This window comes from Micromonospora sp. NPDC005324, assembly GCF_040607155.1.
Lineage (GTDB): Bacteria > Actinomycetota > Actinomycetes > Mycobacteriales > Micromonosporaceae > Micromonospora > Micromonospora trifolii.
Window position 1 is genome coordinate 247,048 of record NZ_JBEXGE010000002.1, and the last position, 18,382, is coordinate 265,429.

The window sequence follows — 18,382 nt, forward strand, 5'->3', positions numbered from 1 at the left end:
GACGATCTGAGATGAGCGTGCTGCCGAGCCCCATCCCGCACCCGCTGGACCACGCGCCCTGGGACGTGCCCGGCTGGATCTACGAGGCCCTCGACTGGGTGGTCGGCGTGCAGTGGCCGGAGGGCAACGAGCGGGCCGTCTGGGACGTCGCCGACCAGTGGTACGCGGTCGCCTCGGTGCTCGCCGGGCCGCACGCCGACGCCGCGGCGGCCGCCGTCGAGGTGCACAACGGGTACGGCGGCGTCGGGGCTGTCGACGCGGCGTTCGAGGCGGCCTGGCGGGGGATCGCCGAGGGCGCCGACGCCCCGCTGCCCGTGCTGCTCGCGGTCACGGCCGACCTGGGCCGACTGGTCGAGGAGTGCGGTTGCGACATCGAGGGCGCCAAGCTGGAAGTCTGGATCGAGCTGGGCATCCTGGTCATCGAGTTGCTCACCGTGGCAGTGGCGGCGGTGTTGACCGCCGGTGCGGCAACCCCGGCCGCCGGCGCGGCGATCACCGCGACGCGGCTGCTGGTTCAACAGATCTTCAAGCGGCTGATGGGCCAACTGGCCAGCAAGTCCCTCAAACACGGGCTCAAGGAGGCCGGCGAGCGGGCCGCCAAGGAGGTCGCCCGAGGTGGCGCACGCGGGCTCGCCAAGCGGGCCACCCGGGGAGGGTTGGAGGAGGCCGCCGAGGAGGCCGGTGTCACCCTGGCCACTCAGGCGTACCAGAACTCCACCGGGCGGGCACACGGCCTGGACCTGACCGATCTCGGCGCCTCGGCGGTGGGCGGGCTGGCCGGCGGGGCGGTGGCGCCGTTGGCCGGCCTGGGCCGGCACGCGACCGGGCGAGCGGCGAAAGTCGGGGAGCACCTGGGGCGGGAGATGACCGGCGAGGTGCTCGCCGAGAGCGCGGCGAGCCTGGCCACCGGTCAGGGCCTGACCTCGATGGAGGACGTGGCGCGCGCCGCCGCGTCCGGGGCCACCGGCTCGGCGACCGGGCAGACCGACCACGCGCTACGCGCCCGGCTCGACGCGCAGGCCAACGCCCTCGCCGGAGCGTCGTTCACCGGACCCTCCCTGCCGTCCGTGCTGCCTGTCGCGGGGGATGCGGCTCTCTCCTCCTCGGAGGCCGCGTCTGCGGCCGTCCCGCCTGCGGCGGGGGCTGTGTCTGCGGGGGCTGCCGGTGGTCTGGCTTCGGGGGGTCTGGTTACGGCTGCGGGCGTTCCGGCGCAGGCGACGGAGCCCGTCGCCGCGTCGTCGCCGAACCAGTTGGCTGCGCCGACGCCACCGGTTGTCGAGCAGTCACGGGGAGCCGGGCTGGCATCTCCGGTCGCGCCCGCACCGATGCCGGTCGGTGCCGTGTCCGACATGGACGCGGTTGACCAGCCGATAGGCGCTTCCGAGGCGACAGCGTCGACGGGCGGGTCGCTCGGGGACAGAGCGGGAGTCCCGCACCCGGTAGCGGCCGACCCCACGCTCTCGGCAGTGGGTGCTGATCCGGCCACGTCGGCGGTAAGTGCTGATCCGGCCACATCGGCGATGGGTGCTGATCCGAGGCTTTCGTCGGTGTCCGCGCCCGTGGCCGGCCCCCTCGAATCGGGCGGCGGGCCGACTGCCACCGGTGCGCCGCCGGCCCACCCCGGCGGTTCGGCGCACGCCACCACCTCTGGACCGACCGCCTGGTCTCCGGCGACTGGACCCTCAACACCGACGATCAACCCCGGGCTGGCGGCACCCGTCACCTTCGGCGTCCCCACCACCACCAACGGCCCGCTGCCGGTCGCCCCCACCCCACCAGTGGTGGGTCGGTTCGCCGTGCCGTCGCGCATCCCGACCCGAGAGACACCCGCACCGGTGCGAGCGCCCGACCATCCGGCCCGGGGAAGGGCGTCGATCCCCGTCGACGTGGCCGCGTTCGGCGCCCCGAGGGTGCGTGAGCCCGAGACCAACGACGCGTACGCGGCGCAGTGGGCCGCAGCGGCGGAGGCCGCCGAGCGGCGGCGCTACCAGGACCACTACGAATCGCTGCGGATCGGGTTCGAGGACAACCGCCGGCAGGCCGAAGCCGCCCGACTGCGCACCCGTGCCGTGGAGCACGATCGCCGAGCCGTCGAGTACGCCACCTACGCCCGACAACTGCACCAGGCCGGCAACCGGCAGTGGGCCGACGGCTGGCAGCGCGCCGCGAACGAGGAAGCTCGCGCGTACTCCGAATGGCGTGACCTGGCAGACGCGGTGCTGGCCGGCACCACGGCCCCGCCGGTCGTGGACATCAGCGCCACCTTCGAGCACGCCAACCGGGACGTGGGCGCCCTCGCACTCGGCGCTGTGGAGACTGCCGGCCCGTCCAGGCTCACCGGCGACGACGATCCGCCGCCGATCGACGACTTCCGGCCGTACGGGCAGCCCGGAGGACTCCGGCCACCGCTCGCCCTGCACCAGGTCGACGTCGAGCGACAGATGCCCCGCGATCCGGACGGCACCGTCACCCGCACTGCCGACCCCCGACGGGGCGGCTGGTTCGGGCTGCTCAACGACGGTGGTCCCGCGGCCGACGCCACCCGGGGCATCAACTGCCTGGACTGCACACTGTCGCTGTTCGAGACATGGGTGCACGGGCGCCCCCGCGTGTCGGCGCCCCGAACCTTCGACGGCTACCTCGACGGTGACATCCGGCGCCCCATTCGTGGCGAGTCGGGCGGCCCGGGCCGCGTGGAGGACGCGACCGGCGGGCGCTTCCAGCAACTCCTCGCCCCCGGCCAACGTACGGACGCCGCCCAAGCGCGGCAGGCCGCCGACCGGGGCTACCGCAACCTGCACGACCAACTGCTGCTGGGCGGCCACGGCAGCTACTCGTTCCTGGTCACCGAGTGGGCGCACGGCGGTTCGCACGCCTGGGTGGCGCTCAACCAGAACGGCACTGTGCTCTACGTGGACCCGCAGAACGGCGTGGTCCGGGACCGACCGCTCTACAGCGACGTGGTCGGCATCGACGCGCTGGTGCTGAGCGGGGACGGCAGACCGATGCCGCTCGGCGGACTACCCCGGGGCAGGTTCAGCGAACGGCCCGACCTGCCGGATCACCCGCCGACGCACGACGACGGCGGCCACGGCGACCCGTACATCAACCGGATGTACCTGCTCCTCGACGGCCCAGGTTCTTCGCAGCATCCGGACAGGCTGGGTAGTGATCCGACCGCAGCGAATGAACTAGCTAATCCAGCCGTTGAGTTGGCGGGACTTTCCGTAGGCGAGTTGGCGGCTCTGACGGAGCTCCAACGTCGCGCCCTTGCAGTCGCCGATCGAGTCGAAGAGACTCTGACCCAGGTCGGGCGCAATGTGACGGAGGCTCTGGGCCTTGAAGAGCTGGTGCAGCTGCGCGACCGCGACTTTCGCGTGAAAGGGCTGGGCTCGCTGGCACGGAAGTTCGTCGATGAGGCACGGGGTCTGAACATTGGGGTCGAGGAATTCTCGCAGACGGTGAACGACGTCCTCCGGTTCTTGTTCGAGATGCCATCGGGGGAGAACTATCGGCGGGGCGTTCAATTGGTGCTCGCGGGCCTCACGGAAGCCGGGTTCTCCGTTCCACAGTCGGACCTCAAGAACTTTTGGAGGGCAGGCAACAGGTTCTACGGATTCAACTGCACCCTACGAGCTGCCGACGGATTCCTAGTTGAACTGCAGTTGCACACGCGTGACTCACGGGAAGCGTGGATGCAGACTCACGGCGACTACGAGATCCTGCGCCGGGTTTCTAGCCGGCCGGAGGAGCATGTGCACGCGTTCCTCCGGATGCTTGCCACTAACCGTGAGCGCCGGATGTCGGACTCTGTCCCGCCCGGCTTGGAGGATTATTTCCCGACCAAGGACGCAAGCTTTGCCAAGTGGTTGAGCAAGAACGGAGACGCCTGGCAGAAGTATCGGTCGTGGCTCGAACGTCAAGGGATCAGCTTCTCACAGGTGTTGCATGACTTGGGTTTAGATTCTTCTGATTTCCCAATAGCTGCGGACGTCGCCACCAATTTGGAGAAAGAGATTGTTGACGTATTACGTGATCTACCGGAATGACGAGAGGCTCGGGGGTCCAGCCGGACTCTTCGTGATGGACGTAGGCGCAGGTAACGCCATCCTCTGGGATCACCGCAGTGGGCACTGGGCCTTCGATCCAGCACTGGTCGTGCGCTTCGTCAACGACTATCGAAACGTCGACCGCTTCGAAACCGTTGATCGGGCGACGGCCGAGAGGGTGGCTGAGACCGTCAGCGGGGGCACCGCGCTGCCCGACGAGGACGGCATCCGAGCCATGTTCACGCCTGGTGCCAGCGCCAGTGGCCCGCAGTCATCTGGTCGGCAGTGATTGAGCGTGCGAGGGGACAGGTGGCGCTCATTCGTGGGATTCGGCAGCGGACGTTTGTCATGTTCAAGGAGCAGCTTCGCGCGGCCGGTGATCCGGGCGCGGACCCCGATATAGCGAGAGTGAAGTAGGCATGCTTCGCGGATGGACAGACGGAGGGACGGGTCGATGACGACCGATGGACTGGACGCCCGGCTGGTACGGGCGCGGGTGCGGTACGAGCAGGCGGTCTTCGGTGGCGACGCGAAGCCGTTGGACGAGGCGGAGCGTGACCTCACCGCGTTGGACGCGGATGTGGCGCTGGCTCGGGGGCGGCTCCTGCACGCCCGCTTCCTCGACACCGGGGTGGAGGACGCGGAGGAGCTGCCGCTCTTCGAGCGGGCGGCGGGGCTCTACCGGGAGTTGGGCGATGCCCGCGGTGAGGGCGAGTCGCTCTTCTGGGTGGGGACGGTCCACCAGGTGATCCGGCAGGACCAGGCGGCCGCTGACCCGGTCTTCGCCCGGGCGCGCGAGTTGGCTACCGCGGCAGGGGATGAGCTGACGCTGTCGTACGTGTTGCGGCACCTCTGCTTCGGTGAGCAGGCCGCCGGTCGTGTTGATGGGGCGCGGGAGCTGTTGACCGAGTCGACCCGGTTGCGCCGGAAGTTGTCCTTCACCGCCGGTGTCGCGGCGAATCTGATCGGTCTGGCGGATCTCGCCGCGAGCGACGGTGATCGGGATGCGGCCCGTGAGTTGCTCGACGAGGCGGCCGGGCTGGCGGCCGACAGCGGCGCGCACGGGGTTGGTCGGTGGGTCGAGGAGGCCCGCGACGAGTTGGGGCTTTCCTCAGCGTGAAAGGCGATCGGCGGGGCCCCGGCGGAGCCGAATAAGATCGACGCATGGCGAGATCCGGTATGCAGAGCGACAAGTCCTACCTCTGGACCTGGCCGGTTGGCATCCTGATCGGCCTGGCGATCGGCATACCCGTGTTCGGTGCGAAGGGTGGCGTCGCCTTCGGTGTCGCGCTCGGCATTGCCTTCGCGCTCGGCCTGGGTGCGATCAGGGGTCGGACCGACGGTGACCCTGCCCGGGGTCGCCCGGACGGTAGCGCCGCCGGGGATGGCGCCGACGCCTCCGGCCGAGGGTGATCCACTCCGGTTCCTTGAAGTCGGGGCATCCGGGGCCGTGGGATGGCCCGACTTCCGTGGAGCCGAGTGGATCACCGCAAGCGACGAGCGCGGCGGCCACGCGGACCGCAGGGCCGGGCAGTGTCGCCGAGGCCGTGGCCGTACAGGAGGAGTTGCGGCCGCTGGTGGACCTGGTCGGGCCGGGGCCGAGCCTGCCCGCGACGGTGGCCGGCCTGGACGTCGCGTACGCCGAGGGTGGTGACCTGCTGGCGGCGGCCGTGACGGTCCTGGACGCCCGGACCCTGGCGGTGGTGGACTCCGCTGTCGGTGTGGGGCGACCCGCGTTCGACTATGTGCCGGGGTTGTTCGCCTTCCGTGAGTTGCCCGCGCTGCTCGCCGCGCTCGACCGCCTGACGACCATCCCGGACCTGCTGGTCTGCGACGGGCACGGGTTGGCCCATCCGCGCCGGTTCGGGCTCGCCTGCCATCTCGGGGTGGTCACCGGATTGCCCGCGATCGGGGTGGCGAAGACGCCGCTGGTCGGGGTGTGGAATCCGCCGTCCGCCGAGCGGGGCTCCTGGTCGTCGTTGCGCGACGGTGGTGAGGTCGTCGGTCGGGTGCTGCGGACCCGCGACGGGGTGAAGCCGGTCTTCGTCAGCGTCGGCCATCGAATGAGCCTGGAGAACGCGACCGCGCAGGTGCTGGCGTTGACTCCGCGCTACCGACTGCCGGAGACGACCCGCACCGCCGACCGACTGTGCCGCGACGTCCTCGCCGAGGCAGAGCAGGAGCGCTGACTGGCTGGTCAGTCCGGTCACCAGCAGGTCGGCGCGGCGAGCCGTAAACCGTAACGCCGCACACATCCGGGGCGCTCTATCACCGGTGGGGCAGGTGGGCCGGTAGTAGCCTGACCCGCGGACCCCACCCGGGGAGAACGGCGAGGTAATCATGACAGTGCGTCGACGCGCGGCACGGCTCGCGGCGGTCTGCGGTCTTGCGGGCGGCCTGGTGATGCTCGGTGCGTCGCCGGCGCTGGCCGATCAGGACTCGGTCCGGGTGGGCGCGGCCAGCAGCTTCGCCGCCGGTGGTTCCGCGCAGGGGGTGAACGTCGCGGTGCGTAAGCGCACCGACGGGTGCGTCCTGCTGCGTACCGCGCTGGGCTTCAGCCTGGAGGGTCTCCAGCCGAACCAGGTGACGGTCGAGGTCAACGCGGGCGGGCGCTGGTTCCCGGTGGCCGTCACCGGTGGCGCCGGGACCGTGTCGACAGCGCAGACGTCACCCTCGAAGCCGACGCTGTGCAAGGGCAAGGGCATCACGGTGCGCTACCGGGTGGCGTTCGCGGCGGGTTCGCCGGGCGGCCGTCTCGTGGTCACGGGCGCGGGCATCAGCGCAGCCGGCCAGACGCTGGGTCACGCCACCGACGCGGCGCGGCTGACCGGAGCGCGGGTCACCCCGTCGCCGACGCCGTCGCCGTCGAAGAAGCCGACGCCGACTCCGAGCCCGACCGAGGTCGCGACCGTCGACGAGGCGGTGAACCCGGCGGCGCAGGGCGGCGTCACCGCCGCGCCGAACACCACGGCGACCGCCGCCGAGTCGTCCGGAGGAGGATCCCCGGTGATGTACTTCGGCATCGTGCTGGTGGCGGTCGGCCTGCTGCTCATCGTGCTGCTGTTCCGTCGCTCGCGGCAGGACCGGAAGCCGTCCGACGACGCGCCCGGCACGCTGCCGGACAACCCCGGCGGCACCACCTACCGCGCCGGGGGTGGGTTGCCGGCCGCGCCCGGTCGCCCGGGTCAGGTGTACGGCCAGCAGCCGCCGGCCGCCGCCTGGGGTGGTCCGGTGCCGTCACCGCGTCCCGCCGCCGGCGGGGTCTACGGTGCCCGGCCGGACACGACCCCCGCCCCGGCACCGGAGGCCACCCAGCCGATGCCGGCCCGGCCCGACGGTCGCCCGAACCCCGGTGATCCGCCCACCGACGGCGGCGGCCACACCGTGTTCATTCCCCGGCTCCCCGGCTGAGCGGAGTACGGCCTGGCCCTCCGTTAGGCTCAGGATCGGTGTCTAACCTGCGGCCAAGGAGTGGAACACGTGTCTGATCTGTCCCAGATTGTGAAGGCGTACGACGTCCGCGGGACGGTGCCGGACCAGTGGGACGAACGGGCCGCCAGGGCACTGGGCGCCGCCTTCACCCAGCTTCTCACCTCCACCGACGAGCCGGGAGACGCCGTCGTCGTCGGGTACGACATGCGGGCCACCTCGCCCGGCCTGGCCGCCGCGTTCGCCGCCGGCGTACGCGCCGAGGGGCGCTCGGTGATCGAGATCGGCCTCGCCTCCACCGACCTGCTCTACTACGCGTCCGGCTCGCTCAACCTGCCCGGCGCGATGTTCACCGCCAGCCACAACCCCGCGCAGTACAACGGCATCAAGATGTGCCGCTCCGGCGCGCGCCCGATCGGCCAGGAGAGTGGCCTGGCCGAGATCCGGGAGCGGGCCCAGGCCCTCCTGGACTCGGGCGACGCGCGTCCCGCCGGTGCGCCGACCCGGCCCGCCGAGCGGCGCGACCTGCTCCCCGACTACGCCGGCTACCTGCGCAAGCTGGTCGACCTCTCCGGCATCCGGCCGTTGAAGGTGGTCGTCGACGCCGGCAACGGCATGGGTGGCTTCACCGTTCCGACAGTGCTGGGCGACGCGGCCCTGTCGCCGCTGCCTCTGGAGATCGTTCCGCTCTACTTCGAGTTGGACGGCAGCTTCCCCAACCACGAGGCCAACCCACTCGACCCGGCGAACCTGGTCGACCTCCAGCGCGCGGTGGTCGAGCACGGGGCCGACATCGGGTTGGCCTTCGACGGTGACGCCGACCGGTGCTTCGTGGTGGACGAGCGCGGGGAGCCGGTCTCACCGTCGGCGATCACCGCACTCGTCGCCGCCCGTGAGCTGGCCAAGCACCCGGGTTCCACGGTGATCCACGGCCTGATCACCTCCAGCGCCGTCGCGGAGATCATCCGCGAGCACGGTGGGCAGCCGGTCGTCGCCCGGGTCGGGCACTCCTTCATCAAGGCGGAGATGGCCCGCACCAACGCCGTCTTCGGCGGCGAGCACTCCGCGCACTACTACTTCCGGGACTTCTGGTTCGCCGACACCGGGATGCTGGCGGCGATGCACACGTTGGCCGCGCTGGGCGAGCAGTCGCTGCCGATGTCCGTGTTGGCCGGTGAGTACGAGCGCTACATCGCCTCCGGCGAGATCAACTCGACGGTGGCCGACCAGGCGGCGGCGGTGGCCGAGGTGCGCGCCGCGTACCCCGACGCGGTGGCTGACGAGATGGACGGACTCACCCTGCGTTTCCCCGACGGCGCCTGGTTCAACCTGCGCGCCTCCAACACGGAGCCGCTGCTGCGGCTCAACGTCGAGGCGCCCACCCGGGATCGGATGGTCTCGCTCCGGGACGACGTGCTCGACCGCGTTCGCCGATAAGATCGCCTGCGCCGGTCGGCACCGCCGTCGGTCAAGCCGTACACGTGGAAGGAGCCGCGCCATGGCCCTGGATCCGCAGTTGCTCGAGATCCTCGCCTGTCCGGACACGCACCACGCCCCGCTCTCCTATGACGCCGAGGCGCAGACGTTGACCTGTACGGAGTGCGGTCGGATCTTCGAGGTCCGCGACGACGTGCCGGTGCTGCTGCTCGACGAGGCGCGCGGCGGCCCCGGGCAGTCCTCATGATCGACGGTACGGCCGGGGTCAGCGGGCGTCGTGACGCCGACGAGGCCCTGCTCGACAACCCGCAGGCGTTGGCCGAGGCCGACCCGGGCGGCATGCTCCGGCACACGGCGTCGGCCGGTGCGCAGGTTCGCGAGAGCGCCGCGCTGGCGGCCGAGGCGAACCTCGCGGTGCTCGCCGACGACGGGCGGCCCCGAGCCGTCGTGATCGCCGGCATCGGCACCGCCGGGCGTACCGGGGACGTGCTGGCCACTGTCGCCGGGCCACGCTGCCCGGTCCCGATCATCGGGCACCGTTCCGCCGGCGTACCCGGCTGGGTGGGCGCCGCCGACGTGGTGATCGCGGTGAGCGCGTCCGGACGTAGCCCGGAGGCGCTCGGCGCCGCCGAGGCGGCCCACCGCCGTGGTGCCCGACTCGTCGCCGTGGGTGCCCCGGACTCGCAGTTGCAGTCGATCGCCGAGCAGGCCCGGGCGCCGTTCATCCCGGTGCCCCGGCGTGCCCCGGCCCGGGCCAGCCTCTGGGCGCTGACCGTGCCGGTCCTGCTCGCCGCCCGTTCCCTCGGGCTCGTGAAGGTCAACGAGGCGGACCTGGCGGAGACCGCTGCCCGGCTCGACGCGGACGCAGACCGCTGCCGGTCCGCCGCGGAGTCCTTCGTCAACCCGGCGAAGTCGCTGGCGCTGGCTCTGGCCGGCTCGATCCCGATCGTCTGGGGTTCGTCCCCACTGGCCACGGTGGCGGCCCGCCGGTTCGGCGACACCCTGTCGGCCAACGCCCGCTACCCGGTGGTCACCGGGGCGCTGGGTGAGGCCGGGCGGGGTCGGGTCGGGCTGCTCGACGGCGTCTTCGGCGGCCTGGCCGAGGGGGAGCGGGACATCTTCGCCGACCCGGCCGAGGACGACGGCGAGGGCACCCGGCTGCGGCTGGTGCTGCTGCGCGACGGCGGGCTCAACGCCGAGGACGACACCGACGAGCCGCTCGCCGTCGAGGAGCGCCGTGCGGACGCGGTGCAGACCCTCGCGGAGCGCCGTGGCGTGCGGTGCGACGTGGTGACCGCCGAGGGCGGCTCCGCGCTGGAGCGGCTGGCGTCGCTGATCGCCGTTCCGGATTTCGCCTCGATCTACCTTGCCCTGGCACACGGGCTTGACCCGATGGCCGTTCCGGCCATCACCGAAATGAAGGAGCTGTCGAACCAGTGAACGAACGTAGGGGGCGGCGCGTCATGCGCGGACCGGTCGGCTTCGTGCGGCGAAGCGGAGCGGTGGCATGAGCGCCAACGGTGGGACGAAGGCGATTGTCGCCGCCCTGCTGGCCAACATCGGCATCGCCGTCACCAAGTTCATCGCGTTCCTGCTCTCCGGCTCGTCGTCGATGCTGGCCGAGGCGGTCCACTCGGTCGCCGACTCCGGAAACCAGGGCCTCCTGCTGCTCGGCGGCAAGCGGGCGAAGCGGGCGGCCACCCCGGAACACCCGTTCGGGTACGGCCGGGAGCGCTACATCTACGCGTTCATCGTGTCCATCGTGCTGTTCAGCATCGGTGGCCTGTTCGCGCTCTATGAGGCGTACCACAAGTGGCATCAAAAGGGCGGCATCGAGTCCTGGCACTGGCTGCCGGTGGTCGTGCTGGTGGCGGCGATCATCATGGAGTCGTTCTCCTTCCGCACCGCCATCAAGGAGTCCAACCACGTCCGGGGCAACCAGTCCTGGGTGCGTTTCATCCGTCGCGCCAAGGCGCCGGAGCTGCCGGTGGTGCTCCTGGAGGACTTCGGCGCGCTGGTCGGTCTGGTGTTCGCCCTGTTCGGCGTCACCATGACGCTGATCACCGGCAACGGCGAGTGGGACGCCGCGGGCACCGCGATGATCGGCATCCTGCTGGTCGTCATCGCCGTCGTGCTGGCCATCGAGACGAAGAGCCTGCTGCTCGGTGAGGGCGCCGAGGCGTCCGAGCTGGCAACCATCGAGCGGGCCGTCACCGACGGCCCCGAGGTGGAGCGGATCATCCACATGAAGACGCTCTACCTGGGCCCGGAAGAGCTGATGGTGGCTGCCAAGATCGCCGTTCCGGAGTGGGAGAGCGCCCACGACCTGGCCCGTGGCATCAACGCCGTCGAGGCGCGGATCCGCGCAGCGGTGCCGGTCGCCCGGGTGATCTATTTGGAGCCGGACGTCTACAGCGCCGCCGCCGCCGAGGCCGGCACCGGTGCCGCTGCCGACACCGCCGTGCCGCAGCCGCAGGACGCGTCGGGCGAGGCGGCCGGGCGGCCCGGGGGCTGACGGGTGGAGCCACTGTACGGGCCGATCCGGGACTACGCCTGGGGCTCGCGCTCGGCCATCGCCCTCCTCCAGGGGCGATCGGTGCCGAGCGCGGGCCCGGAGGCGGAGCTGTGGTTGGGGGCCCACCCGGGCGGCCCGGCCCACGTGGATCGCGCCGGTCTGCGGGTGAGCCTCTGTGACCTGGTGCGGGACGAACCAGGTCAGTGGCTCGGCCAGCGGGTGTCCGAGCGGTTCGGCAGCCGGCTGCCGTTCCTGCTCAAGGTGCTCGCGGCCGATGCCCCGCTGAGCCTGCAGGCCCACCCGGACGCCGAACAGGCGCAGGCCGGCTACGCGGCGGAGGCGGGGCGCCCCGAGGGGCGGCGCAACTACTCCGACCCGCACCACAAGCCGGAGTTGCTGGTCGCTCTCACCCCGTTCGATGCGCTGTGCGGGTTCCGGGATCCGGCGGAGTCGGCCGAGGCGATCGCCGCGTTCGGCGTACCGGCGTTGGCGCCGGTGGTCGCCGCGTTGCGGGCCGGGCCGGCGGGGTTGCGGACGGCGGTGCGGACGCTGCTCGGCTGGCCGGTCGCCAAGCGGCACGACCTGCTGGCCTCGGTGGTGGCATCGCCGGCCGACGGCCCGGACGCGGAGCTGACCCGCCGGCTGGCCGAGGCGTACCCGGGGGATCCGGGTGCGCTTGTCGCGCTGCTGTTGCACCACCTGCGGCTGGAGGCGGGGGAGGCGATCTGGATGCCCGCCGGCAATCTGCACGCCTACCTGAGCGGCTGCGGCGTGGAGATCATGGCGGCCAGCGACAACGTGCTACGCGGCGGCCTGACCCCGAAGCGGGTGGACGTCGACGAGTTGTTGCGGGTGCTGCGCTTCGAGGTGCTCGATGATCCGGTGCGGGCCGCGCAGCCGGTCGGCCCGGGCGTGGACTGGTGGCCCGTGCCGGTGGACGATTTCGCGCTGCACCGGGTGCGGGTCGACGCGGCGGTGCCCTCGGTGACGTTGCCGCTGCCGCTGCCCGGCCCTCGGGTGGTGCTCTGCGCCGGCGGTTCGATCACCGTGGACGACGGTGCCGGCGCGTTGACGCTGGCCTCGGGCGAGGCGGCGATCGGCACGGCGTCGGGAGCGCCGCTGCGCATCGAGGGTGCCGGCGTGGCGTACGTGGCGACGTCCGGGCTGCGCTGACTCCAGCTCCGAACAACGACACAAGTCCGACTTTCCCGGAATAGCTTGACGCCGACTTGCCTGAGTGTGACTCTATGAGTACGCAGCGTTATCGCGACGACGGTCCGAGAACGTGCGGGGGAACCAAACCGGGGGGATGCACGGGGCGGGCGGGACGTGGGCGGGAAGGTCCGTCCACCACCGACCGCCCCGTGCGCTGTCCGCGGACCGTGCCTGATGCCCGTTGTCGACGCGCGTAAGGTGGAGGGTCGGCGCAGACATCGTTCGACAGGAGCTTTCATGACCAGCACCCTCCCGGCAGCCGCCAGCGGCACGCCGTCCGAGGCCCGGCCGAGCACGCTCGCCGACGGCGACTTCAAGGTGGCGGATCTGTCCCTCGCCGAGTTCGGGCGTAAAGAGATCCAGCTCGCCGAGCACGAGATGCCCGGCCTGATGGCGATCCGTCGCGAGTTCGCGGAGGCACAGCCGCTCGCCGGCGCGCGGATCACCGGCTCCCTGCACATGACCATCCAGACCGCCGTCCTGATCGAGACGTTGGTCGCGCTCGGCGCGCAGGTGCGCTGGGCGTCCTGCAACATCTTCTCCACGCAGGACCACGCCGCGGCGGCGATCGTCGTCGGCCCGGACGGCACCCCCGAGGCTCCGGCCGGGGTTCCGGTGTACGCCTGGAAGGGCGAGACCCTGCCGGAGTACTGGTGGTGCACCGAAAAGGCTCTGACATGGCCTGCGGGCTCGGCTGGCGATACCGGCGAAGCCGGCAATGGCCCCAACATGATCCTCGACGACGGCGGCGACGCCACTCTGCTCGTACACAAGGGCGCCGAGTTCGAGCGGGCCGGGGCGGTCCCGCCGGTCGAGTCCGCCGACTCCGAGGAGTACGCGGTCATCCTCCAGCTGCTGCACCGCTCGCTCGGCGAGGACGGCCAGCGCTGGACCCGGATCTCCGCCGGCATCAAGGGCGTGACCGAGGAGACCACCACCGGCGTGCACCGGCTCTACGAGATGCACCGGGCCGGCACCCTGATCTTCCCGGCCATCAACGTCAACGACTCGGTGACCAAGAGCAAGTTCGACAACAAGTACGGCTGCCGGCACTCGCTCATCGACGGCATCAACCGCGCCACCGACGTGCTGATCGGCGGCAAGATGGCTGTCGTCATGGGCTACGGCGACGTGGGCAAGGGTTGCGCCGAGTCGCTGCGCGGCCAGGGTGCCCGGGTCGTGGTGACCGAGGTGGACCCGATCTGCGCGTTGCAGGCCGCGATGGACGGCTACCAGGTCGCCACCCTGGACGACGTGGTCGAGCAGGCCGACATCTTCATCACCGCCACCGGCTGCTTCGACGTCATCACCAACGAGCACATGGCCCGGATGAAGCACCAGGCCATCGTCGGCAACATCGGCCACTTCGACAACGAGATCGACATGGCCGGGCTGGCCAAGCGCTCCGACGTCGAGCGGATCAACATCAAGCCGCAGGTCGACCTGTGGCGCTTCGCCGACGGGCACGCCATCATCGTGCTCTCCGAGGGTCGCCTGCTGAACCTGGGCAACGCGACCGGGCACCCGAGCTTCGTCATGTCGAACTCGTTCGCCAACCAGACGATCGCCCAGATCGAGCTCTTCACCAAGACCGAGGAGTACCCGATCGGCGTCTACGTGCTGCCCAAGCACCTGGACGAGAAGGTGGCCCGGCTGCACCTCGGCGCGCTCGGTGCCAAGCTGAGCACGCTGACCAAGGAGCAGGCCGCCTACCTCGGCGTCTCCACTGAGGGTCCGTTCAAGCCGGATCACTACCGCTACTGATCGACATCTCCGGACCGGGTCGGCTGTTCGCAGCCGGCCCGGTTCGTCGTCCCACCACTTCCGCGATCTTGCAGTTTCGGTTGGAGGGTTGCGGCTTTTGGCGCGATATGCCGCCGCAGGAAGTGCAAGATCGCGGGGATGAAGGCGGGGGCGGGGGCGCGGTCAGCTGCGGCGGGTGGGGCGGAACCAGGTCCAGAGGCACCAGACCAGCCAGCCGACCGACACGACTGTGGCCAGCGCCCGCAGACGTAGCGCGCTGAGCAGCAGCACCACGGCCAGCACCGCCAACCACGGCAGGAATCCCCTCACGGCGGGGATCCTCCCACAGCCGACCGGGTGCCGGGCGGCCGTGGGTCTTCGTCACGGGCCAGTGAGCTTGTCGTGAACGACTTGACGAGCGCCCTGAGCAGGGAGGAAGGTATGCCTGCCCTAAGTCAGCCAAGGCGTGCCTAACCTACTCGGAGCTCGGATGTTCGCCACCTACCTGATCGGTCTGCGGGAAGGGCTGGAAGCCACCCTGGTGGTCAGCATCCTGGTCGCCTTCCTGGTGAAGTCGCAGCGGCGGGATCGGCTGCCGCAGGTCTGGGCGGGCGTCGGCCTGGCCGTGGCGCTCTCGGTGCTCTTCGGCTGGCTGATCGAGTACACGTCGACCTCGCTGCTGTCCCGTTCCGAGGATCGCGAGCTGTTCGAGGCGATCACCTCGGTCGCCGCCGTGGTCTTCGTGACCTGGATGATCTTCTGGATGCGTCGGGCCGCCCGGACCATCGCCGGCGAACTGCGGGGCAAGCTCACCGAGGCGCTGGCCGTCGGGTCCCTCGCCGTCGCCGGCATGGCCTTCCTCGCGGTGATCCGCGAGGGGCTGGAGACCGCGCTGATCTTCTACTCGGCCGCCCAGGGCGCGGCCGGCGACAGCGGCCCGCTGCTCGCGTTGATCGGCGGCATCGTCACCGCCGTGGTCCTCGGCGTGCTGCTCTACGCCAGCGCCCTGCGGATCAACCTCAGCAAGTTCTTTACCTGGACCGGCGCGCTGCTGATCCTGGTCGCTGCCGGCATCCTCAAGTACGGCGTGCACGACTTCCAGGAGGCCGGCGTCCTGCCCGGCCTGAACGACCTGGCCTTCGACATCACCAGCGTGCTCGACCCGAGCACCTGGTACGCAGCCCTGCTCGCCGGCATGTTCAACGTCACTCCCGCGCCCACCGTGCTGGAGATGATCGCCTGGGTCGCGTACGCCGTACCGGTGCTCCTGCTCTTCCTGCGACCGGCCCGGCGCAAGCCGGCACCCACCGCGACCACCACCACCGTCACCGAGCGCGGGGCCGACACCGGCGCCGAGGCCGAGGCGGCGTCCACGCCGCAGCGTGCCTGACCCACGAGGAGAGACAGCCCAGATGCGTACCACCCAGTTCTTCGCGCTGGCCGCCGCCGGCGTGCTGGCGACGGCCGGTCTGGCCGCCTGCTCCGACTCCGACAAGGGTGACCCGGCCGCGTCCGGGGGACCGATCGTGGTCAAGGCCAGCGACACCGCCTGTGAGGTCGGCTCGACCGACCTGGGCGCCGGCACCGCCACCTTCAAGATCACCAACTCGGGCGTGAAGGTGACCGAGTTCTACGTGTACGCCGACGGCGACCGGGTGATGGGCGAGGTGGAGAACATCGCCCCCGGGCTGAGCCGCGAGCTGCACGTGGAGTTGCCTGCCGGCACGTACCAGACGGCCTGCAAGCCGGGGATGAGTGGCAAGGGCATCCGGGGCGCGCTCAAGGTCAGCGGGTCGGCGCAGCCGCTCACCGCCGACGCCGCGCTGGGTGACGCCACCGACAACTACCAGCGCTACGTCAAGAGCCAGACCACAGCGCTGTTGGACAAGACCGAGGAGTTCGTCGGCGCGGTCAAGGCCGGCGATGTGGCGAAGTCGAAGGCGCTGTACCCGGTCGCCCGCACCTACTGGGAGCGGATCGAGCCGGTCGCCGAGATCTTCGGTGACCTCGACCCCAAGATCGACGGCCGCGAGGAGGTCATCGAGGAGGGGATGGAGTTCACCGGCTTCCACCGGATCGAGAAGGACCTCTGGCAGTCCGGTGACATCAGCAAGGACGGCCCGATCGCCGACCGACTGCTGGTCGACGTCAAGGAGATCGTGGCCAAGGCCAACGCCGAGAAGCTCTCCCCGCTCCAGCTCGCCAACGGTGCCAAGGAACTGCTCGACGAGGTGGCCAGCGGCAAGATCACCGGCGAGGAGGACCGCTACTCGCACACCGACCTGTGGGACTTCGCCGCCAACCTCGAAGGTTCCAAGGCCGCCGTGTCCGCCCTGCGGCCCGCGTTGCAGCAGCGCTCGCCGGAGCTGGTCACGCAGCTGGACACCGAGTTCACCAACGTCGAGGGACTGCTCGGCAAGCACCGCGACGGCGACGGGTGGAAGCTGCACACCGCGCTGAGCAAGGCCGAGCTCAAGGAGCTCTCCGACGGGATCAACGCGCTCGCCGAGCCGATCAGCAAGGTCGCCGCGGCCGTCGCGAAGTGACCACCTGGCAGAAAGGGTCGAGTCGATGAGCGGGAGCAGGTTCACCCGGCGCCGGGCGATCACCCTGGCCGGCGCCGGGGTGGCCGGGGTCGCCGGAGTGGCGGCCGGCGCCGGGGCGCTGTTGAACGGCTCCCATGGCCCGGCCGCGGCGAGCGACCACCCGGCCGGGGCGGTGCCGTTCCACGGTGAGCACCAGGCCGGCATCGTCACCCCGGCGCAGGACCGGCTGCACTTCGTGGCCTTCGACGTGATCACCAAGGACCGGGCCCGGCTGATCGAACTGCTCGAGCAGTGGACGGCCGCCGCCGCCCGGATGACCGCGGGACGCGACGCCGGGGTGCTCGGTGCGGTCGGCGGAATGCCGGAGGCCCCACCGGACGACACCGGCGAAGCGCTCGGCCTGCCTCCCTCGCAGCTCACCCTCACCATCGGGTTCGGGCCGACGTTGTTCCGCGACGCCGACGGGCGGGACCGCTTCGGCCTCGCCGACCGTCGGCCCGCAGCCCTTGCCGAGCTGCCGAAGTTTCCCGGCGACGCGTTGCAGGCGCAGCTCTCCGGCGGCGACCTCTGCGTCCAGGCCTGCGCCAACGACCCGCAGGTGGCGGTGCACGCGATCCGCAACCTGGCCCGGCTCGGCATGGGCGTGGTGAGCGTCCGCTGGTCGCAGCTCGGCTTCGGCCGCACCTCGTCGACCTCACGGGACCAGGCCACCGCGCGCAACCTCTTCGGGTTCAAGGACGGCACTGCCAACCTCAAGGCCGAGGACACCGAGCTGCTGCGCGACCAGTTGTGGGTGCAGCCGGGCGACGGGCCGGACTGGATGGCCGGAGGCTCGTACCTGGTCACCCGCAAGATCCGGATGCTCGTGGAGACCTGGGACCGGACCTCCCTCGCCGAGCAGGAGGAGATCGTCGGCCGGACCAAGGGCAGTGGCGCGCCACTGGGTCGAAGCGACGAGTTCGACCAGCCCGACTTCGCCGCGCGTGGCGCGGACGGGAAGCCGGTGATCGCCGAGCACGCCCATGTCGCGCTGGCCCACCCGAGCCGGAACAGCGGCGCCCAGCTGCTGCGCCGGGGTTACAACTTCGTCGACGGCTCGGACGGCCTCGGCCGGCTCGACGCGGGTCTCTTCTTCATCGCCTACCAGCGCGATCCACGGCGTCAGTTCGTACCGATCCAGACGCAGTTGGCCCGGCACGACGTGATGAACGAGTACCTACGACACGTCTCCAGCGGCGTGTTCGCCTGTCCGCCCGGGGTACGCGACGGCGGGGACCACTGGGGGCGTGGGCTGTTCGGCTGACCGTCGTCCGGATGGCGACAACCGGATCGGCCCGGCCTGCGGTGGCGCCGGGCGGCGCCGAAGGGGGATCATGGTGGCAGCCTGGCGACGGCCATCCGTGCGCCAGGTACCGCAGCCCGTGGCGCCGCCGCGGCGGACCGCGGTC

At 71.1% G+C, this 18,382-nt stretch carries 16 protein-coding genes; 15 read left to right on the forward strand and 1 reads right to left on the reverse strand.

Features of this window, described 5'->3' with window-relative positions; translation table 11 throughout:
• Nucleotides 1-11: 11 nt before the first annotated feature.
• From ABZS40_RS03145 to ahcY, 12 genes are all read left to right on the forward strand, one after another.
• Nucleotides 12-4,049: a toxin glutamine deamidase domain-containing protein gene (locus tag ABZS40_RS03145; protein WP_354941343.1), complete on the forward strand. Its 4,038-nt coding sequence runs from the start codon at nucleotides 12-14 to the stop codon at nucleotides 4,047-4,049.
• Nucleotides 4,021-4,338, forward strand: coding sequence for a hypothetical protein (locus tag ABZS40_RS03150; RefSeq protein WP_354941345.1), 318 nt, complete (start codon nucleotides 4,021-4,023; stop codon nucleotides 4,336-4,338). Before ABZS40_RS03145 ends, ABZS40_RS03150 begins: the two co-directional genes overlap by 29 nt.
• A 165-nt stretch (nucleotides 4,339-4,503) precedes the next feature.
• Nucleotides 4,504-5,169: a tetratricopeptide repeat protein gene (locus ABZS40_RS03155; RefSeq protein ID WP_354941347.1), complete on the forward strand. Its 666-nt coding sequence runs from the start codon at nucleotides 4,504-4,506 to the stop codon at nucleotides 5,167-5,169.
• Between the two features lie 44 nt (nucleotides 5,170-5,213).
• Nucleotides 5,214-5,462, forward strand: a complete 249-nt coding sequence (locus ABZS40_RS03160) for a hypothetical protein (RefSeq protein ID WP_354941349.1) — start codon at nucleotides 5,214-5,216, stop codon at nucleotides 5,460-5,462.
• Between the two features lie 134 nt (nucleotides 5,463-5,596).
• On the forward strand, nucleotides 5,597-6,238 hold the full coding sequence (gene nfi / locus ABZS40_RS03165) for a deoxyribonuclease V (RefSeq protein WP_354941351.1): 642 nt from the start codon (nucleotides 5,597-5,599) through the stop codon (nucleotides 6,236-6,238).
• Nucleotides 6,239-6,389: 151 nt separating this feature from the next.
• Nucleotides 6,390-7,460 carry a hypothetical protein gene (locus ABZS40_RS03170; RefSeq protein ID WP_354941353.1) on the forward strand — a complete coding sequence of 357 codons (1,071 nt, stop codon included), beginning with the start codon at nucleotides 6,390-6,392 and terminating at the stop codon, nucleotides 7,458-7,460.
• Nucleotides 7,461-7,529: 69 nt separating this feature from the next.
• A complete protein-coding gene (locus ABZS40_RS03175) occupies nucleotides 7,530-8,915 on the forward strand; it encodes a phosphomannomutase/phosphoglucomutase (protein WP_354941355.1) in 1,386 nt (461 codons plus the stop codon).
• 61 nt (nucleotides 8,916-8,976) lie between these two features.
• The gene (locus ABZS40_RS03180) at nucleotides 8,977-9,162 is read left to right on the forward strand and encodes a Trm112 family protein (RefSeq protein ID WP_354941357.1); all 186 of its coding nucleotides are present in this window, start codon (nucleotides 8,977-8,979) and stop codon (nucleotides 9,160-9,162) included.
• A complete protein-coding gene (locus tag ABZS40_RS03185; RefSeq protein ID WP_145787176.1) occupies nucleotides 9,159-10,355 on the forward strand; it encodes an SIS domain-containing protein in 1,197 nt (398 codons plus the stop codon). Before ABZS40_RS03180 ends, ABZS40_RS03185 begins: the two co-directional genes overlap by 4 nt.
• A 67-nt stretch (nucleotides 10,356-10,422) precedes the next feature.
• Nucleotides 10,423-11,430 (forward strand): cation diffusion facilitator family transporter, encoded by a 1,008-nt coding sequence (locus ABZS40_RS03190; RefSeq protein WP_354941359.1) that lies wholly within the window; start codon nucleotides 10,423-10,425, stop codon nucleotides 11,428-11,430.
• Nucleotides 11,431-11,433: 3 nt separating this feature from the next.
• On the forward strand, nucleotides 11,434-12,603 hold the full coding sequence (manA, locus tag ABZS40_RS03195; protein ID WP_354941361.1) for a mannose-6-phosphate isomerase, class I: 1,170 nt from the start codon (nucleotides 11,434-11,436) through the stop codon (nucleotides 12,601-12,603).
• A gap of 279 nt (nucleotides 12,604-12,882) precedes the next feature.
• The gene (ahcY, locus tag ABZS40_RS03200) at nucleotides 12,883-14,409 is read left to right on the forward strand and encodes an adenosylhomocysteinase (RefSeq protein ID WP_354941363.1); all 1,527 of its coding nucleotides are present in this window, start codon (nucleotides 12,883-12,885) and stop codon (nucleotides 14,407-14,409) included.
• A gap of 162 nt (nucleotides 14,410-14,571) precedes the next feature.
• Here the strand turns inward: ahcY and ABZS40_RS03205 are convergent, their stop codons facing one another.
• Nucleotides 14,572-14,718: a hypothetical protein gene (locus ABZS40_RS03205; protein WP_354941365.1), complete on the reverse strand. Its 147-nt coding sequence runs from the start codon at nucleotides 14,716-14,718 to the stop codon at nucleotides 14,572-14,574.
• 160 nt (nucleotides 14,719-14,878) lie between these two features.
• Between ABZS40_RS03205 and efeU the strand changes: the two genes are divergently transcribed.
• From efeU to efeB, 3 genes are read left to right on the forward strand one after another with little or no spacing between them, the layout of a single operon-like run.
• Nucleotides 14,879-15,778, forward strand: coding sequence for an iron uptake transporter permease EfeU (gene efeU, locus ABZS40_RS03210; RefSeq protein WP_354941367.1), 900 nt, complete (start codon nucleotides 14,879-14,881; stop codon nucleotides 15,776-15,778).
• A gap of 22 nt (nucleotides 15,779-15,800) precedes the next feature.
• Nucleotides 15,801-16,934, forward strand: coding sequence for an iron uptake system protein EfeO (gene efeO, locus ABZS40_RS03215; protein ID WP_354941369.1), 1,134 nt, complete (start codon nucleotides 15,801-15,803; stop codon nucleotides 16,932-16,934).
• A 25-nt stretch (nucleotides 16,935-16,959) separates the two neighbouring features.
• A complete protein-coding gene (gene efeB / locus ABZS40_RS03220) occupies nucleotides 16,960-18,237 on the forward strand; it encodes an iron uptake transporter deferrochelatase/peroxidase subunit (RefSeq protein WP_354941371.1) in 1,278 nt (425 codons plus the stop codon).
• Nucleotides 18,238-18,382 lie beyond the last annotated feature (145 nt).